This window comes from Variovorax sp. P5_A3 (assembly GCF_056400665.1).
The window spans coordinates 1-23,620 of sequence record NZ_JBFUKW010000023.1; the positions used below are offsets into that span (position 1 = coordinate 1).

At 67.2% G+C, this 23,620-nt stretch carries 19 protein-coding genes; 10 read left to right on the forward strand and 9 right to left on the reverse strand.

The window, feature by feature from the left end:
- The 3 genes from AC1D3B_RS27235 to AC1D3B_RS27245 form a co-directional block, all read left to right on the forward strand.
- On the forward strand, nucleotides 1–1,177 hold a 1,177-nt coding region (locus AC1D3B_RS27235; protein ID WP_478193790.1), incomplete at its 5' end, for an excinuclease ABC subunit UvrA.
- Nucleotides 1,177–2,223 carry a histone deacetylase family protein gene (locus AC1D3B_RS27240; RefSeq protein WP_478193791.1) on the forward strand — a complete coding sequence of 349 codons (1,047 nt, stop codon included), beginning with the start codon at nucleotides 1,177–1,179 and terminating at the stop codon, nucleotides 2,221–2,223. The genes AC1D3B_RS27235 and AC1D3B_RS27240, both read left to right, overlap by 1 nt.
- 90 nt (nucleotides 2,224–2,313) lie before the next feature.
- On the forward strand, nucleotides 2,314–3,270 hold the full coding sequence (locus AC1D3B_RS27245) for a Bug family tripartite tricarboxylate transporter substrate binding protein (RefSeq protein WP_478193792.1): 957 nt from the start codon (nucleotides 2,314–2,316) through the stop codon (nucleotides 3,268–3,270).
- Nucleotides 3,271–3,329: 59 nt separating this feature from the next.
- Here the strand turns inward: AC1D3B_RS27245 and AC1D3B_RS27250 are convergent, their stop codons facing one another.
- From AC1D3B_RS27250 to AC1D3B_RS27285, 8 genes are all read right to left on the reverse strand, one after another.
- Nucleotides 3,330–4,361 (reverse strand): DctP family TRAP transporter solute-binding subunit, encoded by a 1,032-nt coding sequence (locus AC1D3B_RS27250; protein WP_478193793.1) that lies wholly within the window; start codon nucleotides 4,359–4,361, stop codon nucleotides 3,330–3,332.
- Nucleotides 4,362–4,702: 341 nt separating this feature from the next.
- A complete protein-coding gene (locus AC1D3B_RS27255; RefSeq protein ID WP_478193794.1) occupies nucleotides 4,703–6,001 on the reverse strand; it encodes a TRAP transporter large permease in 1,299 nt (432 codons plus the stop codon).
- Nucleotides 5,998–6,558 (reverse strand): TRAP transporter small permease, encoded by a 561-nt coding sequence (locus tag AC1D3B_RS27260; RefSeq protein WP_478193795.1) that lies wholly within the window; start codon nucleotides 6,556–6,558, stop codon nucleotides 5,998–6,000. The genes AC1D3B_RS27255 and AC1D3B_RS27260 overlap by 4 nt, the downstream gene beginning before the upstream one ends.
- A gap of 177 nt (nucleotides 6,559–6,735) precedes the next feature.
- On the reverse strand, nucleotides 6,736–8,667 hold the full coding sequence (locus tag AC1D3B_RS27265; RefSeq protein WP_478193796.1) for an acyl-CoA synthetase: 1,932 nt from the start codon (nucleotides 8,665–8,667) through the stop codon (nucleotides 6,736–6,738).
- Nucleotides 8,667–9,803: an acyl-CoA dehydrogenase family protein gene (locus tag AC1D3B_RS27270; RefSeq protein WP_478193797.1), complete on the reverse strand. Its 1,137-nt coding sequence runs from the start codon at nucleotides 9,801–9,803 to the stop codon at nucleotides 8,667–8,669. Before AC1D3B_RS27270 ends, AC1D3B_RS27265 begins: the two co-directional genes overlap by 1 nt.
- A 10-nt stretch (nucleotides 9,804–9,813) precedes the next feature.
- Complete coding sequence (locus tag AC1D3B_RS27275) at nucleotides 9,814–11,022, reverse strand: acyl-CoA dehydrogenase family protein (RefSeq protein ID WP_478193798.1); 1,209 nt, start codon at nucleotides 11,020–11,022, stop codon at nucleotides 9,814–9,816.
- 10 nt (nucleotides 11,023–11,032) lie between these two features.
- A complete protein-coding gene (locus AC1D3B_RS27280; RefSeq protein ID WP_478193799.1) occupies nucleotides 11,033–12,223 on the reverse strand; it encodes an acetyl-CoA C-acyltransferase in 1,191 nt (396 codons plus the stop codon).
- 11 nt (nucleotides 12,224–12,234) lie between these two features.
- A complete protein-coding gene (locus AC1D3B_RS27285; protein ID WP_478193800.1) occupies nucleotides 12,235–14,364 on the reverse strand; it encodes a 3-hydroxyacyl-CoA dehydrogenase NAD-binding domain-containing protein in 2,130 nt (709 codons plus the stop codon).
- A 133-nt stretch (nucleotides 14,365–14,497) separates the two neighbouring features.
- Between AC1D3B_RS27285 and AC1D3B_RS27290 the strand changes: the two genes are divergently transcribed.
- The 3 genes from AC1D3B_RS27290 (at nucleotide 14,498) to AC1D3B_RS27300 (ending at nucleotide 19,431) form a co-directional block, all read left to right on the forward strand.
- Nucleotides 14,498–15,412, forward strand: a complete 915-nt coding sequence (locus AC1D3B_RS27290; protein WP_478193801.1) for a LysR family transcriptional regulator — start codon at nucleotides 14,498–14,500, stop codon at nucleotides 15,410–15,412.
- Nucleotides 15,413–15,479: 67 nt separating this feature from the next.
- A complete protein-coding gene (locus tag AC1D3B_RS27295) occupies nucleotides 15,480–18,755 on the forward strand; it encodes an adenylate/guanylate cyclase domain-containing protein (RefSeq protein ID WP_478193802.1) in 3,276 nt (1,091 codons plus the stop codon).
- A 22-nt stretch (nucleotides 18,756–18,777) separates the two neighbouring features.
- Nucleotides 18,778–19,431 (forward strand): redoxin domain-containing protein, encoded by a 654-nt coding sequence (locus AC1D3B_RS27300; RefSeq protein ID WP_478193803.1) that lies wholly within the window; start codon nucleotides 18,778–18,780, stop codon nucleotides 19,429–19,431.
- A gap of 28 nt (nucleotides 19,432–19,459) precedes the next feature.
- On the opposite strand, the gene AC1D3B_RS27305 is transcribed toward AC1D3B_RS27300, so the two are convergent.
- Complete coding sequence (locus tag AC1D3B_RS27305; RefSeq protein WP_478193804.1) at nucleotides 19,460–19,897, reverse strand: JAB domain-containing protein; 438 nt, start codon at nucleotides 19,895–19,897, stop codon at nucleotides 19,460–19,462.
- Between the two features lie 98 nt (nucleotides 19,898–19,995).
- On the opposite strand from AC1D3B_RS27305, the gene pyrC reads away from it, so the two are divergent.
- The 4 genes from pyrC to htpX all read left to right on the forward strand — a co-directional run bounded on the left by pyrC (nucleotide 19,996) and on the right by htpX (nucleotide 23,600).
- Nucleotides 19,996–21,036, forward strand: coding sequence for a dihydroorotase (pyrC, locus tag AC1D3B_RS27310; protein WP_478193805.1), 1,041 nt, complete (start codon nucleotides 19,996–19,998; stop codon nucleotides 21,034–21,036).
- Nucleotides 21,033–21,782, forward strand: a complete 750-nt coding sequence (locus AC1D3B_RS27315; protein WP_478193806.1) for an NYN domain-containing protein — start codon at nucleotides 21,033–21,035, stop codon at nucleotides 21,780–21,782. The genes pyrC and AC1D3B_RS27315 overlap by 4 nt, the downstream gene beginning before the upstream one ends.
- On the forward strand, nucleotides 21,779–22,525 hold the full coding sequence (locus AC1D3B_RS27320; protein ID WP_478193807.1) for a DUF3025 domain-containing protein: 747 nt from the start codon (nucleotides 21,779–21,781) through the stop codon (nucleotides 22,523–22,525). The genes AC1D3B_RS27315 and AC1D3B_RS27320 overlap by 4 nt, the downstream gene beginning before the upstream one ends.
- Before the next feature lie 199 nt (nucleotides 22,526–22,724).
- The gene (htpX, locus tag AC1D3B_RS27325; protein ID WP_478193808.1) at nucleotides 22,725–23,600 is read left to right on the forward strand and encodes a protease HtpX; all 876 of its coding nucleotides are present in this window, start codon (nucleotides 22,725–22,727) and stop codon (nucleotides 23,598–23,600) included.
- The last annotated feature ends 20 nt before the right edge of the window (nucleotides 23,601–23,620 follow it).

Here is a 23,620-nt window from a genome sequence, read left to right on the forward strand (position 1 = left end):
GGGGTGCCCCCACCCCAACCCTCCCCCAGAGGGGGAGGGAGGACTGCAGTGGCTCACGGTGCGCGGCGCGGATCTGCACAACCTGCAGGACGTGACCGTGTCCCTCCCGCTGCATCGTCTGGTGGCGGTGACGGGCGTGAGCGGATCCGGCAAGTCGACGCTCGCGCGCGACGTTCTGCTGGCCAACGTGTACGCGGTCGTAGTGCAGCGCATGACCAAGGCCGGACGGGATGCCGATGCGGCCGGCAAGCATCCGAAGTGGGTGGGTTGCAGCGCGGTCGAAGGCTACGAGACCATCGACCGCGTGCTGGAGGTCGACCAGACCCCGATCGGCAAGACGCCGCGCAGTTGTCCGGCGACCTACATCGGCTTCTGGGACACGATCCGCAAGCTGTTCGCGGACACGCTGGAAGCGAAGGCGCGCGGCTACGGACCTGCGCGCTTCAGCTTCAACACGGGCGAGGGGCGTTGCCCGGGCTGCGACGGCGCGGGTGTTCGCACCATCGAGATGAGTTTCCTGCCGGACGTGAAGGTGCCTTGCGAGGTGTGCCATGGCGCACGCTTCAATCCCGAGACGCTGGCCGTGAGCTGGCGTGGCAAGAGCATCGGCGACGTGCTGCAGATGGAGGTCGACGAGGCGGTCGAGTTCTTCGCGTCGATGCCCAACATCAGCCATCCGCTGCAGTTGCTGAAGGACGTGGGGTTGGGCTACCTGACGCTGGGCCAGCCGTCGCCGACGCTGTCGGGCGGCGAGGCGCAGCGCATCAAGCTGGTGACCGAACTCAGCAAGGTGCGCGACGACGTCACGCGCCGCGGCAACAAGGCACCGCACACGCTCTACGTGCTCGATGAACCGACGGTCGGGCTGCACATGGCGGACGTCGAGAAGCTGATCCATGTGTTGCACCGGCTGGTGAACGGCGGGCACAGCGTGGTGGTGATCGAGCACGACCTGGATGTGATCGCCGAAGCCGACTGGCTGATCGATCTCGGGCCCGAAGGCGGCAACGCAGGCGGGCGCGTCGTGGCGGCGGCACCGCCGGAAGAGGTGGTGCGCCTGGGTACGCACACGGGGGTGGCATTGGCGCCGGTGCTGGCCCGTTCGCGTGAGAAGCATGTCGTGCTGACCTTGCCGGTACAGGAGATCGAACGCGTGCCGGTTCGGCGCGAAGCCTGATGCTGACGATCTACAACGATCGCCACGCGCTGCATCACGGCAAGGTGGAGATGTTCCGCGGCGAACTCGTGCCGTGCTTCGAGGTCCCCGCGCGCGCGGACTACGTGCTGGAGGCGCTGAAGCAGCGCCGGCTCGGCGCGATCGAATCGCCGGACACGTTCGACGATGCTGCCATCGCTGGCGTGCACGCGCCGCGCTACCTCGACTTTCTCGCCAACGCCTGGAACGAATGGGTGGCCATGGATCCGGCCAATGCCGAACGCGATGCCTTGCCTTCGTACTGGCCGATCCGGACCTTTCGCGCCGATGTGCTGCCGGCGAGCTTTCCGGCGCGGATGGGCCTGTTCTCGTACGACGCGGGCACGCCGCTGACTTCGGGCACGTGGCGTGCCGCACGCGCGGGCGCGGACTGTGCGTTGACGGCTGCGGCGCGCGTGCTGGAGGGGCGGCGCGCGGCCTTTGCCCTCACGCGTCCGCCAGGCCATCATGCCGGCGCGGATTTCTTCGGCGGCTACTGCTTCCTCAACAACGCCGCCATCGCCGCGCAATCATTGCGCGATGCGGGCGTGGAGCGTGTTGCCGTGCTCGACATCGACTACCACCACGGCAACGGCACGCAGGCGATCTTCTACGAGCGCGCGGATGTTCAATTCACAAGCATCCACGGCGATCCGCACACCGAGTACCCCTACTTCCTGGGTTACGCCGACGAGCGCGGCGCGGGCGAGGGCCTGGGCTTCAATCGCAACCTGCCGCTCGCGCGGGGCACCGGCTTCGCCGCATGGCGGGAAGCATTGAAGGACGCCTTGCAGCACATCGCCGCGTTCAAGCCCGGTGCAATGGTCGTGTCGCTGGGGCTCGACACCTTCGAGGGCGATCCGATCGCAGGCTTCACGCTCGCCACGCCCGATTTCCTTCGTATCGGTGAGGACATTGCGCGCGCCGGGTTGCCGACCGTCTTCGTCTTCGAAGGCGGCTACGCGGTGGCCGAGGTGGGCGCCAATGCGGTCAACGTGCTCGACGGATTCATGCAGCAAGCGGGCTGACTCGACCGGGACATTCCCCCATTGCCCATGGAATGTCCCTGCGGCCAAATGGCGGCCCGTCGAATTTCGACCCGTATCCGGAGCCAGCTCATGTTTCGTCGTTCCCTCTTGTGCGCCGCCCTTCTCGGCATCGCTGCCACGGCCGTGCACGCCCAAGGCTTTCCCAGCCGGCCCATCAAGCTCGTGATCGCGTTCCCTGCCGGCGGACCCACCGATATCACGATGCGGCAGCTTGCCGACAACGCGTCGAAGATCATCGGCCAGCCGATCGTGGTGGACAACAAGCCCGGCGCGGGCGGCACCTTGCCCGCGCAGGCCTTGCAGACTGCGCCGGCCGACGGCTATACCATCGGCCAGATCCCGCTCGGGGTGTTCCGCCTGCCATACACCACGAAGATCAACTGGGACCCGGTCAAGGACATCAGCTATGTGATCAACGTCACCGGCTACGCCTTCGGCATTGCGGTCCCGGCCGACAGTCCCTTCAAGACCTGGGCCGATTTCGTTGCCTATGCGAAGGCCAATCCGGGCAAGCTCACCTACGGCTCGACCGGCAACCTGACCAGCCCGCACCTGACGACCGAGCTGATCGCGCAGCAACTCGGCATCCAGTTGCAGCACGTGCCGTACAAGGGCAGCGCCGATCTCTCGCAGGCCGTGCTGGGCAACCACCTGATGGCCATCGCCGACTCGACCGGCTTCGCGCCGCTGGTGGAGTCGGGCAAGCTGCGCGTGCTCAACACCTGGGGCGACAAGCGCCTTGCCAAATTCCCGGATGCGCCGACGCTGAAGGAGCTGGGCATCGACATCGTGCAGAACTCGCCCTTCGGCATCGGCGCGCCCAAGGGAACGCCGCCGGAGGTCGTGAAGAAGCTGCACGATGCGTTCAAGCAGGCGATGGAAGAGCCGAGCTACGTCGCCGCGCTCGGCCGCTACGACATGCTGCCGATCTACATGAGTTCGAGCGACTACGCGAAGTTCGCGCAGACGACATTCACGCGCGAGAAGGCGTTGATCGAGAAGCTGGGGTTGGGCAAGCCGCAGTGAACGCACCAGCCAAATGAAAAAGCCCCGCATCGCGGGGCTTTTTCTTGGGCGTCAGCCTTTTACTGCTTGCGCGCGGCGACGGCCTGCTCGGCCTTCGTGACCAGGTCGTTGCCGATCGTCGGCTTCCACTTGGCATACACCGGCCGCGTGGCCTTCACGAAGGCATCGCGTTCGGTTGGCGTCAACTGGGTCACCGTCACGCCCATGCCCGCGATGTCCTTGAGCACGGGCTTGTCCCCGAGCAGACCTTTGCGGGCCAGGGCGATGTTCTGCTTGCCGGCGTCGATCGCGGCCTGGCGGACGATGGCCTGGTCGGCCGGTGTCCAGGAGGCCCAGACTTCCTTGTTGACGACGAACACCAGCGGGTCGCACACGTAGCCCCAGGTGGTCACGAATTTCTGGCCGACGGTGTGCATCTTGAGCACGGTGAACAGGAAGAGCGGGTTCTCCTGGCCGTCGACAGCGCCGCTGGCGAGTGCGGGCTGTGCATCGGCCCAGCTCATCTGCGTGGGGTTGGCACCGAGCGCGCTGAACATGTCGGAGAAGATGGGCGAGCCGACCACTCGGATCTTCATGCCCTTGAGGTCTTCAGGCGACTTGATCGGCTTCTTCGAGTTGGTGATTTCGCGGAAGCCGTTCTCGCCCCAGGCGAGGGGGACCACACCCGACTTGTCGAGGGTCGCAAAGATTTCCTTGCCTACTTCGCCTTGCGTGAGCGCGTCGACAGCGGCGTAGTCGGGCATCAGGAAGGGCATCGAGAAAAGGTTGAGTTGCTTGACCTGCGGGGACCAGTTGATGGTCGAGCCGACGGCCATGTCGATCACGCCCTGGCGCAGGGCACTGAACTCGCGGGTCTGATCACCCTGGATGAGGGACACGCCGGGGTACAGCTTGATGTTGATGCGGCCCTGTGTGCGCTCCTTGACGAGGTCGGCCCAGATGCGGCCAGCCTCTCCCCACGGCGTGGGCGGGCCCAGGACCAGGGACATCTTGTATTCGGCCTTGTAGCTCTGCGCGGGCGCAGCTACCGAGAAGGTGCTCAGGGTGGCAGCTACGGCCAAGAGGCCTAGCAGGGAACGACGGATATTCATGGGTCAGTCTCCTTGGGGTGAATCTTTGGAACGGTCTTTGTGTTGGGGGGTGCGCCGGTATGCGGTGCGGGCTGTGCAACCCCGCTGCGCCGGCCCTTCGGGCTGCCCTGCAGTGCTCGCCTCAGGCGGGGTCCGCGCAAACTCGCTTCGCTCAAACACGCGCGGCCCTTTTTCCGCCTGAGGCTGCGCGCTTCGGCGGCGCAGAGGGGTTGCACAGCCCGCACCGCATACCGGGCTCCGGGGTTGTGCGACGGACCAGGGTCTCTCGAACGTTGCGAGCCGGCACACAACAACGGTCGTGGAGGCGGACAGTTCAACCCCAACGCACACGTTTCGCATCTTCAGTAGCCCAGTTTGCGAGGCAGCCAAAGCGCAAGCTCCGGCCAGATGATCACCGCCACCATCACAAGGAACATCGCGAACAGCATCCAGCCGACCCAGCGCACGGTCTCTTCCATGCGCACATTGGCGATGCGGCACGACACCATCAGGTTCACGGCCAGCGGCGGCGTGAACTGGCCGAGCGCGACCTTGAGCGTGAGAATCACGCCGAACCACACAGGGTCCCACTTGTAGTACTGCACGATCGGCCACAGCAGCGGGACGAAGATCAGGAAGATCGACACGCCGTCGAGGAACATGCCGACGGTGATCAGCAGCAGGATCAGCAGCGACAGCACGCCGTATTCGCCGAGTCCCGAATTCACGATCGCACGCGTGACGGGATCGATCACGCCCAGCGTCGAGAGCGAATACGCGAAGATGCCCGCGAGCGACACCACCAGCAGGATCACCGCGGACAGCTCGCCCGATTCGCGCAGGATCACGAACAGGTCACGCACCTTGATCGTGCGATGGATCGCCATGCCTACGAAGAGTCCGTAGAACACCGCCACCACCGCCGCTTCGGTCGGCGTGAAAAGCCCGGCGCGCATGCCGCCGAGGATCAGCACCGGTGCCGCGAGGCCCCAGGTCGCTTCACGAAAGCTCTTCCAGAACGGCGGACGCGGCAGGCTCGATTCGAGCGCGCCCATCTTGTGCTTGCGAGCCAGCCACACGGCCGGGACGATCAGCGCGACGCCGGCCAGGATGCCGGGAATCATGCCGGCGGCGAACAGGGCTGGCACCGACGCACCGGGCACCAGCACCGAATAGACGATGAATGCCACCGACGGCGGAATCAGGATGTCCGTCGCGGCCGCCGCACCGACCACGCTGGCCGAGTACGCATCGGGGTAGCCTGCGCGCGACATCGCCGTGATCATCACCGCACCGACCGCAGCCGCGTTGGCCGGGCCCGAGCCCGAGATGCCGCCGAGGAACATCGCCACCACGATCGCCACCAGCGGCAGCATGCCGGGGCCGCGGCCGACGATGGCGATCGCGAAGTTGACCAGTCGCAGCGCGACGCCGGAGCGGTCGAAGATCGAGCCCACCAGCACGAACATCGGGATCGCGAGCAAAGGGTACTTGCCGAGACCCGCATAGAAGTTCTGCGGCACGGCCAGCAGGCCGAACCACTGGGCGTCGCCGTTGGCGAGCGCGATGCATGCCGCGCCTGCGAGACCGAGCGCCGCGCCGATCGGCACGCCGACCAGCATCATCAGCAGGAAGGCGACGAAGAGGAGCGTCGGGATCACTGGTCCGAGCCCCCGTAGTTCGTCTTGCGGCCACGGCGCACGAACAGGCCCACGGCCCGCAGCGCGATCGCGAAAGAGACGATCGGCAGCCAGATCGAATACCACCACTGCGGTACGCCGATGCCGGGCGAGGTTTCCTCGAAACGGTAGTCGTCCCACACCACGCGCACGCTCAGCGCGCCGATCAGCAGGAACAGGATGGCCACCATCAGCGCGCCGAACTGCGCCAGCCGCTTGCGCCGCGCCATGGTGCCGCTTTCGGCGAAGTACTCGATGCGGATGTGCCGGTCGCGCGCGACGGCGGCGGAGCCCGCCACCAGCGCCAGCAGGATCATCAGGAAGACGGAGAACTCCTCGGTCCAGGCAAAGGAGGAGTCGGTGAAGTAGCGCACCAGCACGTTGGCGAAGGTGATGCAGGCCAGCAGGCCCATGATGATCACCGTCGCCCAGTCCTCGATGGCGAGGGGTACGCGCGTCGGCTCGTCGGCGGCTTCGATTTCAGGGGGGAGGGGGCTGGCGGCGTCCAGCACGGGGCCGGACTCGGGGGGAGTGGTCATCGGGGGAAGCAGGAAGGTGTAGCCATCGTCGTGTCACCGGCCGGACGCCGGGACGCGATCCGTACACCTCGACAGGGAAACAGTGATGGATCGTAACGATGGATGACCTTTCATCCATCGGGGGTTTCCTTAGCTGCCGCCCCGTCCGCGGCCCCCGCAGCGCTTCACCCCGCGGCGCTATTTCAGGGTCACCTGGATCTTGACGGGCAGGCGGCCCAGCACCTGTTGCAACTCGCTCCGGAGTGCCTGCGCAGAGGCGCCCACTGAAGTTGCATCGACGATGACCTTCACGGCATTCTCGCCATCGGCCTGAACCTGCGGGTGCGCTGCGGCGTCGATGCCCAGCGCGGCACAGGCTTCATCGACCATCGCCGTGACCACCTTGCGTGCAGCCATCGAGCGCAGCTCGGGCTTGTAGATCTTGCCGACGTTGGTCATCGGCATCGTTTCGATCACGGTCACCGACTTGGGCTTGGCGGGCGCCTCATCGACGCGGCCTGCGGTGAAGGCCAGCAACTCCTCTTCGCTCACCGAAGCGCCGGGCACGAGCGTCGCGAAGACCACCGGCAGTTCACCCGCGTAGGCGTCGGGCGCGCCGACCGCGGCGCAGAGCTGCACGGCCGGGTGCGCGCTCAGTGCGTCCTCGATCACCTTCGGGTCGATGTTGTGGCCGCTGCGGATGATCAGGTCCTTCGAGCGGCCGCTGAGGTTCAGCCGCCCTTGATCGTCCACCCAGCCGAGGTCGCCGGTGGCGAGCCAGCCGTCGGCCGTGAAGGCCTTGGCGTTGTCGGCCGGATCGACGAAGCCCGAGAACAGGTTCGGCGACTTGAACAGGACCATTCCTTGTTCGCCCGCCGGCATGTCGCGGTCGCTGGCATTGCCGTTCTCGTCGAGGGCGACGATGCGCAGTTGCTCGTAGGGCAGCGGAAAGCCGACGCAGCCGGCAGGCCCTGTCACGCCGGGCGGCGTGATGGTCGAGATGCCGGCGGTCTCCGTCATGCCCAGGCTCTCGTGCACGTGCAGGCCGAAGAGGCGCTCGAAGCGCGAAGCGAGCTCCGGCGAGAGCACGGCCGCGCCGGTGCGGCAGTAACGGATCGACGAGATGTCCGCGCCATTCAGCGGCACATTCGCCAGTGCCGCGAGCACGGTCGGCACCGCCGACAGCGAGGTCGGCCGGTATTTCTCGACCAGGCGCCAGTAGTTGGCAAGTACCTCCTTGTTGCGAAGGAGCGAGGGCGTCGGGATGATCACCTCCACGCCTGCCGACAGCGAAGCCAGCGAGGCCGGCAGCACGCCCGCCACGTGGAACAGCGGATAGCCGTTGATGGAGATGTCGTCCGGACCCTGGCCCGTGACGTTGACGCTGGCCCAGGCGGTGAACACCTGGGCACCGTGGCTGTGGCGCGCCAGCTTGGGCGCGCCGGTGGTGCCACCGGTGTGGAAGTAGGCGGCGATGTCGCCGGGCTGGATGTCGCGGCCGCTCACCAGGCGGTCGGCCGGCTCGCGTGCGCGCACGGCCTTGAAGTCCGCCACGCCCTTGGGCAACACGCCCGCACTGCCCGGTGCTTCGTCATGCGGTGCCACGCGCAGCACGGTGGTGAGCGTGGGCACCTGGGTGCGAAGACGCATCGCCTTCGACCACATGCCGGACTCCGCATCCGAACCGTAGGCGATCAGCACCTTGGCGCGGCCGGCCGTCATCAGCGAGACCAGCTTCTCGTCCGTCAGCAGCGGATTGAGCGGTTGCACGATGCCGGCCGCCTCGCCACCCCACAGCGCGAGGTGGGACTCCAGGCACCCCGGCAGGAGCACGGCAACCGCATCGTCGGGCCCGACGCCGAGCGCGTGCAGCGCATTGGCGGTCTGGTGGATGCCGGCAAGCAGTTCGGCATAGGACCAGCGGATCGGCTCGTCCTCCGGCTTGCCCGTGCGCAGGAAGGTCAGCGCCGTCTTGTCGCCGAAAGCGGCGCCGGAATTGCGGAAGATCTCGTAGGTGCTGCGAACGGTCAGGACTTCCTGCAGCGGCGTTTCCTCGAGCCGGCGGATGTCCGCGAGGCTGTGGATGGGAAACGACGCGCTGAAGGGCTTCCCTGGCAGTGCGCCGGTCATCAATGGCGCTCCTGCCCCAGCGCGATGTAGCGCTGGAGGTGATGGTCCTCGTCGCCGAGCTGGTGATCGATCATCACCAGGCGCTTGGCATAGTGGGCCAGCGGCAGTTCCCAGGTCATGCCGATGCCGCCGTGCATCTGGATGCTCTCCTCGGCCACCAGCGTGCCGATGCGGCCGATGCTGACCTTGGCCGCCGACAGCGCGCGCTCGCGCGTCACGCGATCGGCATCGATGGCCGCGGCGGCGTTGATCACTGCCGAGCGCGCCTGCTCGATCTCCAGCAGCAAGTCCGCCATGCGGTGCTGCAGCGCCTGGAAGCTGCCGATGAGCGTGCCGAACTGCTTGCGCGTGCGCAGGTACTCCAGCGTGGCGGTCTTGGCGGCTTCCATCGCGCCGAGCGCCTCGGCGCACAGGGCGAGCAGGCCACGACCCGTCGCGCGTTCCAGCGTTGCGTAGCCCTGGCCTTCGGCGCCCAGCAGTGCGCTGGCGCCGAGCTTGACGTTGTCCAAGGTGAGTTCGGCCACGCGACCGCCATCGATGGCCGGAGAGCCGCGCAACACAAGTCCTTGTGCTTTCGCGGGGACCAGGAACAGCGAGATGCCCGCCTCGTCATCCACCGCGCCAGAAGTGCGCGCGGAGACCACGAACAGGTTGGCCTGCTCGCCTTGCTGCACGACCGCCTTCGCGCCGTTCAGCACCCAGCCGTCGCCGCTTCGCTCGGCGCGCGTCTGCACGCGGCTGAGCTCGTAGTGGGTCTCGGGTTCGTCATGCGCCAGCGCGGCGATCGTCGTGCCGCCGATGATCTCCGCGAGCACGCCCTTCTGCGCGTCGCTGCCGGCGACGGAAATCGCCTCGCCGGCCATCACCGCGCCCAGCAGCGGCTCGACCACCAGGCCGCGACCCAGTGCCTCGAAGACCACGGCGACATCGAAGCCGCCCCCGCCGAAGCCGCCATCGGCTTCGCTGAACAGTGCGCCGATCACGCCCAGCTCGGCGAACTGCTGCCAGATCTCGCTGCTGAACCCCTGCGCTGACTTGGCGATGCGATCGCGTGTCTCGAAGGCGTACTGCTCCGCAATGAAACGGTTCAGGCTGTCGGCGAGCATGCGCCGGTCTTCGGTGTGTTCGAAGTTCATGGCTGTTCTCTCAGAGTCCGAGGATCATCTTGGAGATGATGTTTTTCTGAATCTCATTGGAGCCGCCGAAGATCGACAGCTTGCGATTGTTGAAGTAGCGCGCCGCAATCGGTGCCGCATAGGCCGGGCCGACCGGTTGGCCATCGAAGCCTTCCTTCAGCGCCTCGACCACGAAGGGCCGCGCATACGCACCCAATGCACGACGGGCCAGCGCCGAGATCTCCTGGCGAATCTCGGTGCCTCGGATCTTGAGCATGGAACTCTCCGCGCCCGGCACGCCGCCGCCGGCCACCGCCGCGATCACGCGCAGGTTGGTGGTCTTCATGTTCTCCAGGTCGATCTCGACCTTCGCCATGCGCGCCGCGAAGGCCGGGTCTTCAGCGAGCGGACGCCCGTTCTTCGTCTGCTTCGCGGCGATCGCCTTGAGCTGTTCCATCGCGGCCACCGAGAAGCCGACGCCGGCGATGTTGGTGCGCTCGTAGGTCAGCAGGTATTTGGCGCAGGTCCAGCCCTTGTCCTCCTCGCCGACGAGGTTCTCGGCCGGCACGCGCACGTCGCTGAAGAACACCTCGTTGACCTCATGCTCGCCGTCGAGCGTGATGATCGGGCGCACTTCCACGCCGGGCGATGTCATGTCGATCAGCAGGAAGCTGATGCCCTCCTGCTTCTTCGCCTCGCGGTTGGTGCGCACGAGGCAGAAGATCATGTTCGCGTGCTGGCCGAGCGTGGTCCATGTCTTCTGGCCGTTGACGATGTAGTGGTCGCCCTGTGCATCGACGCCGCGCACGGCGGAAGTCTTGACCGAAGCGAGGTCGGAGCCCGCGCCCGGTTCCGAGTAGCCCTGGCACCACCAGTCGGAGCCGTCGAGGATGCGCGGCAGCCAGTGGCGTTTCTGCGCCTCGTTGCCGTACTTGATGAGCACCGGCCCGAGCATGTTCACGCCGAAAGGCACGATGCGCGGGGAATGCGCCAACGCGCATTCGTTCTCGAAGATGAACTTCTCGACTGCGGTCCAGCCCGGACCGCCGTACTGTTCGGGCCAGTGGTTGGCCAGCCAGCCGCGCTCGTTGAGGATGGCGTGCCATTCCTCCATGTCGGCTTTGGCCAAGTGCTTGCCGCTCCCGACCATGTCGGACAGGCGCTTCGGCAGCTTGGCGGCCAGGAAGCCGCGCACTTCGCCGCGGAAGGCTTCTTCTTCGGGGGTGAAGTTCAGGTCCATGGCGGACTCCTCAATAGATTTCGAAGAGGCCGGCGGCACCCATGCCACCGGCGATGCACATCGTGACGACCGCGTACTTCGCCCCGCGGCGCTTGCCTTCGATCAGCACGTGGCCGGCGAGCCGCGCGCCCGTCATGCCGAACGGATGGCCGATGGAGATCGCGCCGCCGTTGACGTTGAGTCGCTCGGCCGGGATGCCGAGCTTGTCCTGGCAGTAGATGGACTGCGAAGCAAAGGCTTCGTTGAGCTCCCAGAGGTCGATATCGTCGACCTTCAGGCCGTGGCGCGCCAGCAGTTTCGGCACCGCGAACACCGGGCCGATGCCCATCTCGTCGGGCTCGCAGCCGGCCACGGCCAGGCCGCGGAAGGCGCCCATTGGCTTCAGGTTGGCGCGCTCGGCCTCCTTGGCCTCCATCAGCACGCAGGCCGAGGCGCCGTCGGAAAGCTGTGATGAATTGCCCGCGGTGATGAACTTGTCCGCGCCCATCACGGGCTGCAGCTTCGCGAGCGCTTCGTAGGTGGTTCCGCGGCGGTTGCAGGTGTCGTGGTCGACCGTCACCTCGCGCTGCGTGACTTCCTTGGTCTCCTTGTTCGTCTCGGCCATCGTGGTGGTGCAGGCCACGATCTCGTCCTTGTAGCGGCCGGCGACCTGCGCTTCCTCGGTCTTGCGCTGGCTCTCGGCGGAGAAGCGGTCCTGCGCCTCGCGGCTGATGCCGTAGCGCTGGGCCACGATGTCCGCGGTCTCGATCATCGCCATGTAGAGCGCGGGCTTGTGTTCGACGATCCACGGGTCCATGCCGCTGTCGCCGCTGTCGGTGGCGCTGCGGGTGCGGATCTGCGAGATGCTCTCCACGCCGCCGGCGATCATGGCCGGCGCGCCTTCGACGATGATGCGGCCCGCCGCCATCGCGATGGCCTGCAGGCCCGAGGCGCAGAAGCGATTGACCGTGGTACCGGCGATCGAAATCGGCAGGCCCGCGCGGATGATGCTCTGGCGCGCGATGTTGCGGCCGGTGGTGCCTTCGGGATACCCGCAGCCGAGGATCGCGTCCTCGATCAACGCGGGATCGATGCCCGAGCGCTCGACCGCTGCCTTGACGGCAAAGGCCGCCAGCGTCGCGCCGGGAGTGATGTTGAATTCACCGCGGTGCGCCTTGGTGAGCGGGGTGCGGGCGGTTGAGACGATGACGGCTTCGCGCATGGGATATCTCCTTACTCGGATTGGTTGAGGCTTGCGAAATCGGCGCCTCGTTCGACGAGGTCGACCAGCAGCGGCGAGGGTTTCCAGAACAGCGGGTCCTGTTTCGCGAATTCGCGGATGTCGGCCAGCACATTGGCGAGCCCGACGGTGTCGGCGTACTTCATCGGGCCGCCGCGATGGCGCGGGAAGCCGTAGCCGTACAGGAAGGTCACGTCCACATCGAGCGGACGCAGCGCGATGCGCTGGTGCACGACGTTGGCGCCTTCGTTGATCATCGCGGCCATGTAGCGGCGCATGATCTCGTCGTCGGTGAAGCTGCGCGGCGTGATGCCGGCGCGCTGGCGCTCGGCGTCGATGATGGCCAGCACCTCGGGGTCTTCGCTGCCTGCGCGTGCGCCTTCCGGATACAGGTAGTAGCCGCGCTGGGTCTTCTGGCCGAACCAGCCGCGCTCGCAGATGCGGTCCGCGATCTGCACGTAGCGCGCCTTCGGGTCGCGCGTGGCGGCCTTGCGCTTGCGCGTGGCCCAGCCGATGTCGCCGCCGGCGAGGTCGGACACCTGGAACGGGCCCATCGGGTAGCCGAAGTCGCGCACCGCCTTGTCGATCTGGTAGGGCGAAGCGCCGTCTTCCATCATGTGGTCGGCGGCCTGCCGGTAGACGGCGAGGATGCGGTTGCCGATGAAGCCATCGCACACGCCGGCACGCACCGGCACCTTCTTCAGCTTCTTTGCGAGTTCGAAGCCGGTGGCGACGACATCGGCGCTCACCTTGGCGGGCACCACGATCTCCAGCAGCTTCATGATGTTGGCCGGCGAGAAGAAGTGCAGGCCCACCACGTCGCCCGGGCGCGAGATGCTGGCGGCGATCTCGTCGATGTCGAGATACGAGGTGTTGGTGGCCAGCACCGCGCCGGGCTTGCAGACGCGGTCTAGCTCGGCGAAGACGGCCTTCTTGACGCCCATCTCCTCGAACACGGCCTCGACCACGATGTCGACCTTGGCGAGCGCGTCGTAGGAGGTCGAGCCCGAGAAACGAGCCATCACGGCGGCCTTGGCCTCGGGCGTCATGCGGCCCTTCTGGACGAGGCCGTCGTACACCTTCTCGACATGGGCGCGGCCGCGCGCGAGGCTGGGCTCGTCGCGCTCGATCATGGTCACGGGCATGCCGGCGTCGAGCATCGCCACCGCAATGCCGGCGCCCATGGTGCCGCCGCCGATGATGCCGGCCGAGTCCAGCGGGCGGGGCTTCGCGACCTTGGTCTCCGGCGCCTTCAGCACTTCGCGTTCGGCGAAGAAAGCGTGGATCAGGCCCGCGCGCTGCGGGCTGTCGATGCATTGCAGGAACAGCTTGCGTTCGAGCGCCATGCCTTCGTCGAAGGGCTGCGTCAGCGCGGCCTCGACGGCTTCGATGATCTTCATCGGCGAGAACAGGCCGCGGCTCTTCTTGGCAGTGTCGGTGCGGGCCGCTTCGAGTGCGGCGCGGCTCGCTTCGGCATCGGCCAGCCCTTGTGCATCGCGCGTGCGGCGTACAGGCGCCTTGGCGGCGACGAGTTCATTTGCATAGGCCAGGCCCGGCGGCAGTGCGTCGGTGCCTTCGGCCAGGCGGTCGACCAGACCCAGCGAGAGCGCTTCCTTCGCGCCGGCGTGGCGGCCGCTCAGCATCAGTTCGAGGGCCGCCTTCGCACCGATCAACCGCGGCGCACGCTGCGTGCCGCCGGAGCCGGGCAGCAGGCCGAGCTGCACTTCAGGCAAGCCCAGCTTGGCCGAGGACACCGCCAGCCGGTAGTGCGCCGACAGCGCGATCTCCAGGCCACCGCCGAGCGCGGCGCCGTGGATCGCTGCCACGACGGGCTTGGAGCAGTTCTCGATCCGGCCGCAGACTTCCGGCAGCGACGGCGGTTGCGGCGTCTTGCCGAATTCGCGAATGTCGGCGCCGGCAATGAAGTTGCGCCCCGCGCCCACGACCAGCACCGCGGCCACGCCGCTGTCGGCTTCCGCTGCATCGATCGCGGCCACCAAGCCGCGGCGGACGTCGACGCCCAGCGCATTGACCGGCGGGTTGTCGATGGTCACGACCAGCACATTGGCATCGCGCTGGAACTTGACAAGGTCGGGCGTGGAAGGAACGGGGGACGTGGCCATGCTGTGTGTCTCCGGAGGGCGGAACCGGACGGTTCCTTGAGGATGAATCCGCGATTCTTGATCCGGCTCGCGCCTTTGACAATTGCATTCCGCGTTGACAGACTGTCAAAGGATTTTTGACAAAATAGGTGCCATGGACCTGCAATCGCTGACCCTGCTTGTCGAAATCCTCGACGCCGGCAACCTGAGCGAAGCCGCGCGCCGATTGAAGATGAGTCGCGCCAACGTGAGCTACCACCTCAACCAGCTCGAGCGCTCCGTCGGCGCGCAACTCGTGCGGCGCACCACCCGGCGCGCCGAGCCCACGGAGATCGGTTTGCGGCTTTACCAGCACGGCGTGGCGATCCAGGGCGAACTGCTGGCTGCGCGGGAATCGGTCACCACCCTTGGCCAGAGCCTCCAGGGACGCGTGCGGCTGAGCGTGCCTAGCGGCTACGGGCAGCTGGTCATGTCCGAGTGGCTCATCGACTTCAAGCGACAGTACCCGGGCATCGTGCTCGATGTGCTGTTCGAGAACCGCATCGAAGACCTGCTGCGCGACGAGGTGGACATCGCGATCCGGGTGATCCCCGAGCCGCCGCAGAACCTCGTCGCGCGCGAACTCGGTCCGGTGCGCTACGTGGCCTGCGCGTCGACGGGCTATGCGCAGGCGCATCCGCTGCCCACGCAGCTCGATGACCTGCAGGGCGCGCCGGTGGTGACTGCCGCGGTGATCGGGCGTCAGTTGCGCATCTCCGCCTACCAGGGCGAGGAGCGCCGGGAGGTGGTCCTGGAGCCGACGCTGATCTCCGAGAACTTCCTCTTCCTGCGGCAGGCCATCCTGGCCGGACTGGGCATCGGCCTCGTGCCCGACTACGTCGTGAACGACGACGTGCGCCGCGGCGACGTGGTGACCACGCTCGGCGACTGGCGGCTCAGCATCTTCGGCACGCAGATGTACATGCTCTACATGCCGAACCGCCAGCACACGCGCGCGACGCGGACCTTCATCGACTTCATCCTGGAGCGGGCGAGAGGCTCCGCGGCCGGCATCGTGCAGCCGGCGTAACGCCCCCGGGCGGCCGCCCATGGCGCGGTCTGTGGAAGTCGGGCAGCATCGGGGCACGGAACCTTCGATGACCACGACCTGTGCCGGCTGCGGCGCCGATGTGCTGCCCACGTCTTCCTTCTGCCAGCGCTGCGGGCGTCGGCTGGCCTGTTCGTGTGCATCGTGCGGATTCGAATGCGATTTCGACTTCGCGTTCTGCCCGCGCTGCGGTACGGCGCGCGCAGCGGCCGTGAGCCCACCCCCACCACCTCCGCCACCTCCGCCACCTCCGCCAGCACCCAGCGAAGCCACCCACGAAGCCGATCGACGGCAGGTCACCGTGGTGTTCGCCGACCTGACCGGCTTCACCTCATTGGCCGAAGGGCTCGACCCCGAAACGCTGCGCACCTTCCAGAACGCGCTGTTCGCCACGATGGCGGAGGCCATCGCGCGCTATGACGGCTTCGTCGAGAAGTTCGTCGGCGATGCGGTAATGGCGGTCTTCGGCGCGCCGCGCGCGCACGAGGACGACCCGCTGCGCGCCGTGGAGACGGCGCAGGACATGATGCGAGGCGTCGAGCAATTGAGCGGGCGTTGGCTGGCGCGACTCGGCCGGCCGGTGACCTTGCACATCGGCGTCCACACCGGCGCGGTGGTCGCCGGCAGCCTGGGCAGCGGCACCGGCGGCGCCTATGCCGTCACCGGCGACACGGTGAACACTGCGTCGCGCTTGCTCACGGCTGCCGAGCCAGGCCGGGTGCTTGTGTCGGAAGCCACGCACGCGATGGTGCGACACCGCTTCGAATTCGAGCCGCCCGCCGAACTGGCGCTGCGCGGCAAGGCCGAGCCCATGCGGGTGCATTGCCTGATCGGAGTGCGCTCGGATTTGGCCTCCGCCCGCGGGCTCGCCGACCTGGGACTCGCGGCGCCACTGGTCGGGCGGGGGGACTCCGTCGAGGGCCTGCTGGCTGCTTTCGATCGCATGCAGGGCGGGAGGGCACAGGTCGTGAGCGTCGTCGGCGAGGCCGGAGCCGGCAAGTCCCGGCTGCTCGCCGAGTTCTTCGCGCGCCTCGAAGGGGACGAGCGCCTGGTGGCGACGGGTGTTCGTCGCGCCAACTGTTCATCGCTCGGTGAGCCCACCTATGGCACCTTTGGCGCGCTGTTTCGCGATGCGTACAACGTGGACGCCGCCGAATCGCTCGAATCGGCCCGGCGCAAGCTGCAGGAGGGCTTGACGGCCCTCGGCGCGAATGCCGACGAGGCCGACGCGGTGGCGAAGGTGCTGAACTACCTGCTCGGTATCCAGGACACGAGGCCGCGCGACATCGAACCCGAGCAACTCCAGCGCCAGATCACGCTGGCAGCGCGCGCGCTGATCGAGCGCCGGCTGTCGCAACAGCCGGTGATGATCGTGGTCGACGACCTGCATTGGGCCGATGCGGCATCCGTCGATCTGCTCGGAGAGGTCATCGACCAGCTCGCGGACCGGCCCTTGATGGTGCTGGTCTTCCAGCGTCCGGGTTCGCGCTCGCTGCCCAGCGAAAGGGCCGAGGCATCCGTGATCGAGCTGGGTCCGCTCCCCGCGCAGGAGGCGCGCTCGCTCGTGCGTCACCTGCTGGACGCATCCGCGGATGACGACCTGGCGCCGGTGCTCGATTTCGTGGCGGCCCGCGCCGGCGGCAACCCGTTGTTCGTCGAGGAAATCGTTCGTTCCCTGGTCGGACGCGGCCTGCTGGTGCAAAAGGACGGACGCTGGGTCTGCGAGGACCCCTGCGACAGCGTGGATGTTCCGCCGACCCTGTACGGCCTGTTGCTGTCGCGCATCGACGGATTGGGCGCGGATGACCGGCGCGTGCTGCAGGAGGCGGCAGTGTGGGGCGCCGGGTTCGAAAGCGCGCTGTTGCAGCGTATCGCAAGCGAGCCGCGCTCGGTCGAAGCCGCGCTGCATCGGCTCGCGACGGCCGACCTCATCCGCGCCGATGGGCAAGGCTGGTGCTTCACCCACGCGCTCCTGCACGAAGTGGCCTATCAGAACCTGCTGCTCTCGCGGCGTACCGAACTGCATCAACGTGCCGGCCTCGCGCTGGAAGCCGTGCTGGGCGTCGACACGCAGGCGCCCATCGACGACGAGGCGCGCAGCACGCTGCGCCTGGCCGAGCTGGAGGCGCTGGCGCACCATTGGAGCCTGTCGCCGGACAAGGCGCGGGGCGCGCGCTATCTCGTGGCCGCCGGCGACTGGGCGCGTGCGGTCTACGCCAATGACGACGCCATTCGCCACTACGAACGCGCACTGCTCACGCTGTCCGGATCGGCGGCCGACACGGTCGCCGCGAAGGCCGAGGTCGAGACCGCGGAACTCGACGCGCGCGAGCGCCTCGCCGACCTGTTCGGCTTGCAGGGGCGGCGCGCCGATGCGCTCGCGCAATACGGGATCGTGCAGGCAGCGGACGAACGGCGGGACGATCCGGTCCGCACCGCGCGCGTGCTGCGCAAGACCGGCGGCCTGCATTGGGAGGCGGGCGAGCGCGAGCGCGCCGGCGCCTGCTTCAGCGCCGGTCTCGACCGGCTGGGCGAAGAAGGCGACCGGATCGAACGCGCGCACCTGTTCCAGGAAATGGGCCGGCTGGCTTTCCGGGCCGGCGACAACGACACCGCCTTGGCGCTGGCACAGCGCGCGCTTGCGGAGATACCGGCGGAGCCTGAGGGCCGCGAGCGGGAGGCCAGCGTCGTGCGCGCCGAGGCCTGCAACACGCTCGGCGTGGCGCTGGCAAGGCTGGGACGGCCGGCCGAGGCGGTGGAGCATGTCGAGAACAGCGTCGCGCAGGCCGAGGCCAACAACATGCTGCAGGCGGCCTGCCGCGGTTACACCAACCTGGGCGTGCTGTATGCACAGCTCGACCCTCAGCGCAGCATCGAAACCTGTCTGCGCGGCCTGGAAACTGCCCGGAAGGTGGGCGACCTCGGCTTCCAGTCACGCCTGTACGCGAACCTCGCGGTGGCCTATTGCGCGCTGACGAATCGTTGCGAAGCGGAGGGGATCGAGGCCGCGCGCGCCGCCGCCAGCCTCGATCGCCGGCTCGGATTGCTCGACCACCTGGCGGTGCCGCTCATCGTGCTGGGCCAGATCTACCAGTGCCACGGTGATCAGGCGCGCGCCTTCGCGTCCTACAAGGAAGCATTGGCGCTGGCCGAGCAGATCGACGAGCCTCAACTGCTCTTTCCCTGCTACGATGGTTTGGCTACGCTGTACCTCGATGCCGGGCGCCCCGCACAGGCGGAAACCTATCTCGCCATGGCACAGGCGGTATGCGAGCGCGCCGGCCTCGAGCCCGACGCCCTGATGGTGCTTCCGTTCCTCTGCTGAACCTGCCCGAAGGAGCCTCGACATGGCATACGTGATGAATCAACCCGTGGCGCCGGGCGACCCGGCCCCGGATTTCGCACTCCCGGCCGTGGCCGGCCCCGAGACGGTTTCGCTCGCCGACTATCGTGGGCGCAGTCCGGTGTTCCTCGCGCTGATGGTCGGCCTGTGGTGCCCCTTCTGCCGGCGACAGCTCGTCCAGCTCGGTGCGCTGGAACAGAAGCTCAAGGCGCTCGGCGTGGAGACTTTGGCCGTCGTGGCGACCGAGCCCGAAAACGCCCGGCTGTACTTCAAGTTCAGGCCGACGAAGCTGCGCCTGGCCTCCGACCCCGAACTGTCGACGCACCGCGCCTTCGGCGTGCCGAAGCCTGAGCCGACGCCCGAAATGCTGCAGCAGCTCGACGAGGTCCGCGTCAATCCCTTCGGCGACCTGCCCGAACCGCTGCCGATCTCCCAGGCCGCCAAGGTGATCGGCGACCTCGACGGCTACGTGTGCACGCCGACCGATACGAGCGAAGTCGACAAGCAATGGCCCCAGCTCAAGGCGCAGTACATGATCGACCGCGACGGCATCGTGCGCTGGGCGGAAATCGAATGCGCTAGCGAGGGCCTGCCCGGCATCGGCAAGCTCCCGTCGGAGGAAGTGATCCTGGGTGCTGCGCGCGCCTGCGCCGCCTGAAACTGCCCTGCGGGAAAACGCGGCAGGGTCAGATCAGGCCCTGGTCGCGGAAGCTGTAGAACTCGCCGTAGCCGATGATGATGAAATCCTGCAGCACCATGTCGTGCAGAGTGCCGAGTTCCTTCATGCGAAGTGCCACGGCGATGTCGGCTTTCGAAGGCTTGCAGGTGCCGGATGGATGGTTGTGGACGACGACCAGCGTGGACGCTCTCGCGAGCATGGCGTTCCTGAATATCTCCACCGGCTCGAGCACCGCGTGATGCGCCGTGCCCATGGATGCCACTTCATAGGACAGGATCTCCAGTTGGGGATTCAGGTGCAGGACGACGACCTTTTCCTTCGTCTCGTCCTGCATGTCCTTGAACAGCTCGTAGACCTGCAGTGGGTTCTCCACGGGTTTGTTCAGCAGGTCATCGTCCACTCGCCTTCGAGTGAACGTGACTTTCAGTTCCTTCAAGTACGCCATGCAGCCTCCTTTTTCATTCTGCCGCTCGATCGTATCAATCGGCGTCGACAGGAAGTTGGTACTCGCGAGGCTGCCGCGCGATGGGACAATCCCGCTCCATGACAAGCCCTGCCGATACCCTCACCATCACCCGCCCCGATGACTGGCACCTTCACGTGCGCGACGGCGCTGCGCTCCAGGCCGTCGTCCCGCACTCGGCGCGCCAGGTCGGCCGCGCGCTGATCATGCCGAACCTCCGCCCGCCCGTGACCACCGCGCAGCAGGCCGTCGACTACCGCGCACGCATCCTCGAAGCGGTGCCGCCCGGCGTTCGCTTCGAGCCCGTGATGTCGCTCTACCTCACCGACAGGCTCCCGCCCGAGGAAATCGAACGGGCCGCCAAGGCCGGCGTGCGTGCACTCAAGCTCTATCCGGCCGGCGCGACCACCAACAGCGATGCCGGCGTGACCGACATCCGCAAGACCTACGCGACGCTGGAAGCGATGCAGAAACACGGCCTGCTGCTGCTCATCCACGGCGAGGTCACCGATCCGGCGATCGACCTGTTCGATCGCGAAGCCGTTTTCATCGACCGCGTGATGATTCCGCTGCGGCGTGACTTCCCCGAGCTCAAGGTCGTGTTCGAGCACCTCACGACGAAGGAAGGCGCGCAATACGTCCGCGAGGCGAGCCGCTTCACAGCCGCCACCATCACCGCGCACCATCTGCTCTACAACCGCAACGCGATCTTCACAGGGGGCATCCGGCCGCACTACTACTGCCTGCCGGTGCTCAAGCGCGAGACGCATCGCGTGGCGCTGGTCGAGGCGGCCACCAGCGGCAGCGATCGCTTCTTCCTGGGCACCGACAGCGCGCCGCATCCGGCGCATCTCAAGGAACACGCGCTGGGCTGCGCCGGCTGCTACACCGCGCTCACCGCGATCGAGATGTACGCGGAGGCCTTCGACAACGCAGGTGCGCTCGACAGGCTCGAAGGCTTCGCGAGCTTCCACGGCGCCGACTTCTACGGCCTGCCGCGCAACACCGACACCATCACGCTGCGACGCGAAAGCTGGACCGTGCCCGAGACGGTGCCGTACGGCGATGCCACCCTGAAGCCGCTGCGCGGCGGCGAGACGGTCGCCTGGAGACTCGCATGAACGCGTCGCCGCGCGTGATGCTGCTGATCGACGCCGACAACGTCTCCGCGGACGTGATCGAGCAGGCCGTGCGGCTGACGATGGCCGAGCATGGTGCCATCCACGTGCGGCGCGCCTACTGCAATGCCGAGACGGCGATGAAGCAGCAGTCGCTGTTCAAGCGGCTGTCGGTGCGGCCGATGGTCAATCTCTCCGCTGGCAAGAACAGCACCGACATCGCGCTCGCGGTCGATGCGATGGACCTTGTAGTCGCCGAGCGGCCGGACATCGCCGTGCTGGTGTCTTCCGATTCGGACTTCGCGCCGCTCGTGATCCGGCTGCGCGAGAAAGGCTGCCGCGTCTGCGGCATCGGTCAACAGGGCAAGACCGGCGACGACACGGTGGCCGTGTACGACAGCTTCATCGATCTGCAGCACCACCAGGCACCGAAGACCGCGCCCGCGGCCAAGCGGGCCGTGCGTGCGCCACGGCGCACGAAGGCGACAGCGGCGCCCAAGGCCGTGCCTGCCGCTGCTCCCGCACCGGATTTGCCTGACGACGTGATCCGCATCCTCGAAGCGGTCGCCGAACTGGGCATAGGCAACAAGGTGGAGCTCAATCTGGCCGCCGAAAGGCTGCGGGCCGCGAAGCTCCTGGGCAAGAGCGCGAGTTCGCCGAAACTGTTCAAGAAATACCCGGAGCTGTTCGTGCTGACACCGGAGAAGACACCCAACAAGGTGCAGTACATCGGCCCGATGCCGTCGTGAATCCGCCCGAGGCCGCGGAACCCTGGTTGGCTCCCTACGCGCCGCGCGTGGAGCGCGTGCTGGCGCGGGTCGCGGGAGGCGTCGGTGCCGGGGAGGCGCTCTCGGCCGAATCGGTCGCCATCGACCTGCCTGCAGGGCCGTTGCGATTCGTGCCCGCGGACAGCGCACCGCCCGGCGAGGCGTACGAAGCCTTCATCTTTCGCACGGCCTGCGTCCCGACGCGCGACAACCTCCACGATCTGTTCAACGGACTGGTCTGGCTGCATTTCCCTCAGGCCAAGCGGCGCCTCAACGCGCTGCAGGCGGAAGAGATCGCCCGTCGCGGCGTCGGTGCCACGCGCGGTCCGTTGCGCGATGCGCTCACGCTGTTCGATGAAAACGGCGCCGTGCTCGATGCACCACCTGCGGTGTGGGACGCACTGATCGCGCGCGACTGGCAGCGGCTGTTCGTCACCCATCGCGGGCTGTGGCGCGAGGCGCGCGTGCTCGTCTTCGGCCATGCGTTGCTCGAAAAGCTGCGCACGGCCAGAAAGGCCGCCACGGCGCATGTCCTGATCGCGCCGAATGCCGGCAGATCGGTCGTGGGAACCGATGCTGACATTGCCTCGGCCCTGGAGCCGGCGCATCTTGCGCGCAAGCCCTTCACGCCGCTGCCCGTTCTCGGCGTCCCCGGCTGGTGGGGCCCCAACGAGGCGCCGGACTTCTACGACGACGCCCGGGTATTCAGGGCGCTCGTGCCCTGAAACGCTCGAAGGTCCTTGCCGGCGCAGGGAATTGTGGACGCGCCTTGTGCTCCTACTATGATGGCGCTCGTTCAGGCGCCGCACGGGCCAGAGACAGCGAAGAACAACAGCCGGCCCGAAGCGCCAACCCTTGCAAGACGGGTGGCAACCCTCATTTTGCCGAGGCGGGCGACCGCCTGTTCCCCACGGAGATTCCAACTTGAAACGCATCCTTCTCTTTGTTCTGACCAACGTCATGGTGGTGGCGGTGCTGGGCGTCGTCGCGAGCCTGCTCGGCGTCAACCGCTTCCTCACGGCCAACGGCCTCAACCTCACGGCGCTGCTCGGGTTCGCGCTCGTCATGGGCTTCGGCGGCGCGATCATCTCGCTGCTCATCAGCAAGCCGATGGCCAAGTGGTCGGCCGGCGTGCGGATCATCAACGACCCGCAATCGCCCGACGAAGCCTGGATCGTGCAGACGGTCAAGAAGTTTGCCGACAAGGCTGGCATCGGCATGCCCGAGGTCGGCATCTTCGAGGGCGACCCGAATGCCTTCGCCACCGGCGCATTCAAGAACTCGTCGCTGGTCGCCGTGTCCACCGGCCTGCTGCAGAACATGACGCGCGAAGAGGTCGAGGCCGTGATCGGCCACGAGGTGGCCCACGTTGCCAATGGCGACATGGTCACGATGACGCTGATCCAGGGCGTGATGAACACCTTCGTCGTGTTCCTCTCGCGCGTGATCGGCTATGCGGTCGACAGCTTTCTGCGCCGTGGTGACGATCGCTCGTCCGGCCCCGGCATCGGCTACTTCATCACCACCGTGGTGCTCGACATCGTGCTCGGCTTCGCCGCCGCGATCGTGGTGGCCTGGTTCTCGCGCCAGCGCGAATTCCGCGCGGACGCCGGTGCGGCGCAGCTCATGGGCCGCAAGCAGCCGATGATGAATGCGCTGGCCCGCCTGGGTGGCCTGACGCCCGGCGAACTGCCGAAGTCGGTCGAGGCGATGGGCATCACCGGCAAGCTCGGCAGCCTGTTCGCGACGCACCCGCCAATTGAAGAACGCATCGCTGCGCTTCAGAACGCGCAGGGCTGATTGGTCGCTCGCAAAGAAGA

Bases quoted from the DNA above. Each gene is read 5' to 3' on its own strand.
- AC1D3B_RS27270 (WP_478193797.1), bottom strand. From the start codon at position 9,803: ATGAACTTCGAACACACCGAAGACCGGCGCATGCTCGCCGACAGCCTG.
- AC1D3B_RS27315 (WP_478193806.1), top strand. From the start codon at position 21,033: ATGAACGCGTCGCCGCGCGTGATGCTGCTGATCGACGCCGACAACGTC.
- AC1D3B_RS27240 (WP_478193791.1), top strand. From the start codon at position 1,177: ATGCTGACGATCTACAACGATCGCCACGCGCTGCATCACGGCAAGGTG.
- AC1D3B_RS27305 (WP_478193804.1), bottom strand. From the start codon at position 19,897: ATGGCGTACTTGAAGGAACTGAAAGTCACGTTCACTCGAAGGCGAGTG.
- AC1D3B_RS27275 (WP_478193798.1), bottom strand. From the start codon at position 11,022: ATGGACCTGAACTTCACCCCCGAAGAAGAAGCCTTCCGCGGCGAAGTG.
- AC1D3B_RS27300 (WP_478193803.1), top strand. From the start codon at position 18,778: ATGGCATACGTGATGAATCAACCCGTGGCGCCGGGCGACCCGGCCCCG.
- AC1D3B_RS27260 (WP_478193795.1), bottom strand. From the start codon at position 6,558: ATGACCACTCCCCCCGAGTCCGGCCCCGTGCTGGACGCCGCCAGCCCC.
- AC1D3B_RS27280 (WP_478193799.1), bottom strand. From the start codon at position 12,223: ATGCGCGAAGCCGTCATCGTCTCAACCGCCCGCACCCCGCTCACCAAG.
- AC1D3B_RS27265 (WP_478193796.1), bottom strand. From the start codon at position 8,667: ATGACCGGCGCACTGCCAGGGAAGCCCTTCAGCGCGTCGTTTCCCATC.
- AC1D3B_RS27285 (WP_478193800.1), bottom strand. From the start codon at position 14,364: ATGGCCACGTCCCCCGTTCCTTCCACGCCCGACCTTGTCAAGTTCCAG.
- AC1D3B_RS27295 (WP_478193802.1), top strand. From the start codon at position 15,480: ATGACCACGACCTGTGCCGGCTGCGGCGCCGATGTGCTGCCCACGTCT.
- pyrC (WP_478193805.1), top strand. From the start codon at position 19,996: ATGACAAGCCCTGCCGATACCCTCACCATCACCCGCCCCGATGACTGG.
- AC1D3B_RS27250 (WP_478193793.1), bottom strand. From the start codon at position 4,361: ATGAATATCCGTCGTTCCCTGCTAGGCCTCTTGGCCGTAGCTGCCACC.
- AC1D3B_RS27245 (WP_478193792.1), top strand. From the start codon at position 2,314: ATGTTTCGTCGTTCCCTCTTGTGCGCCGCCCTTCTCGGCATCGCTGCC.
- AC1D3B_RS27290 (WP_478193801.1), top strand. From the start codon at position 14,498: ATGGACCTGCAATCGCTGACCCTGCTTGTCGAAATCCTCGACGCCGGC.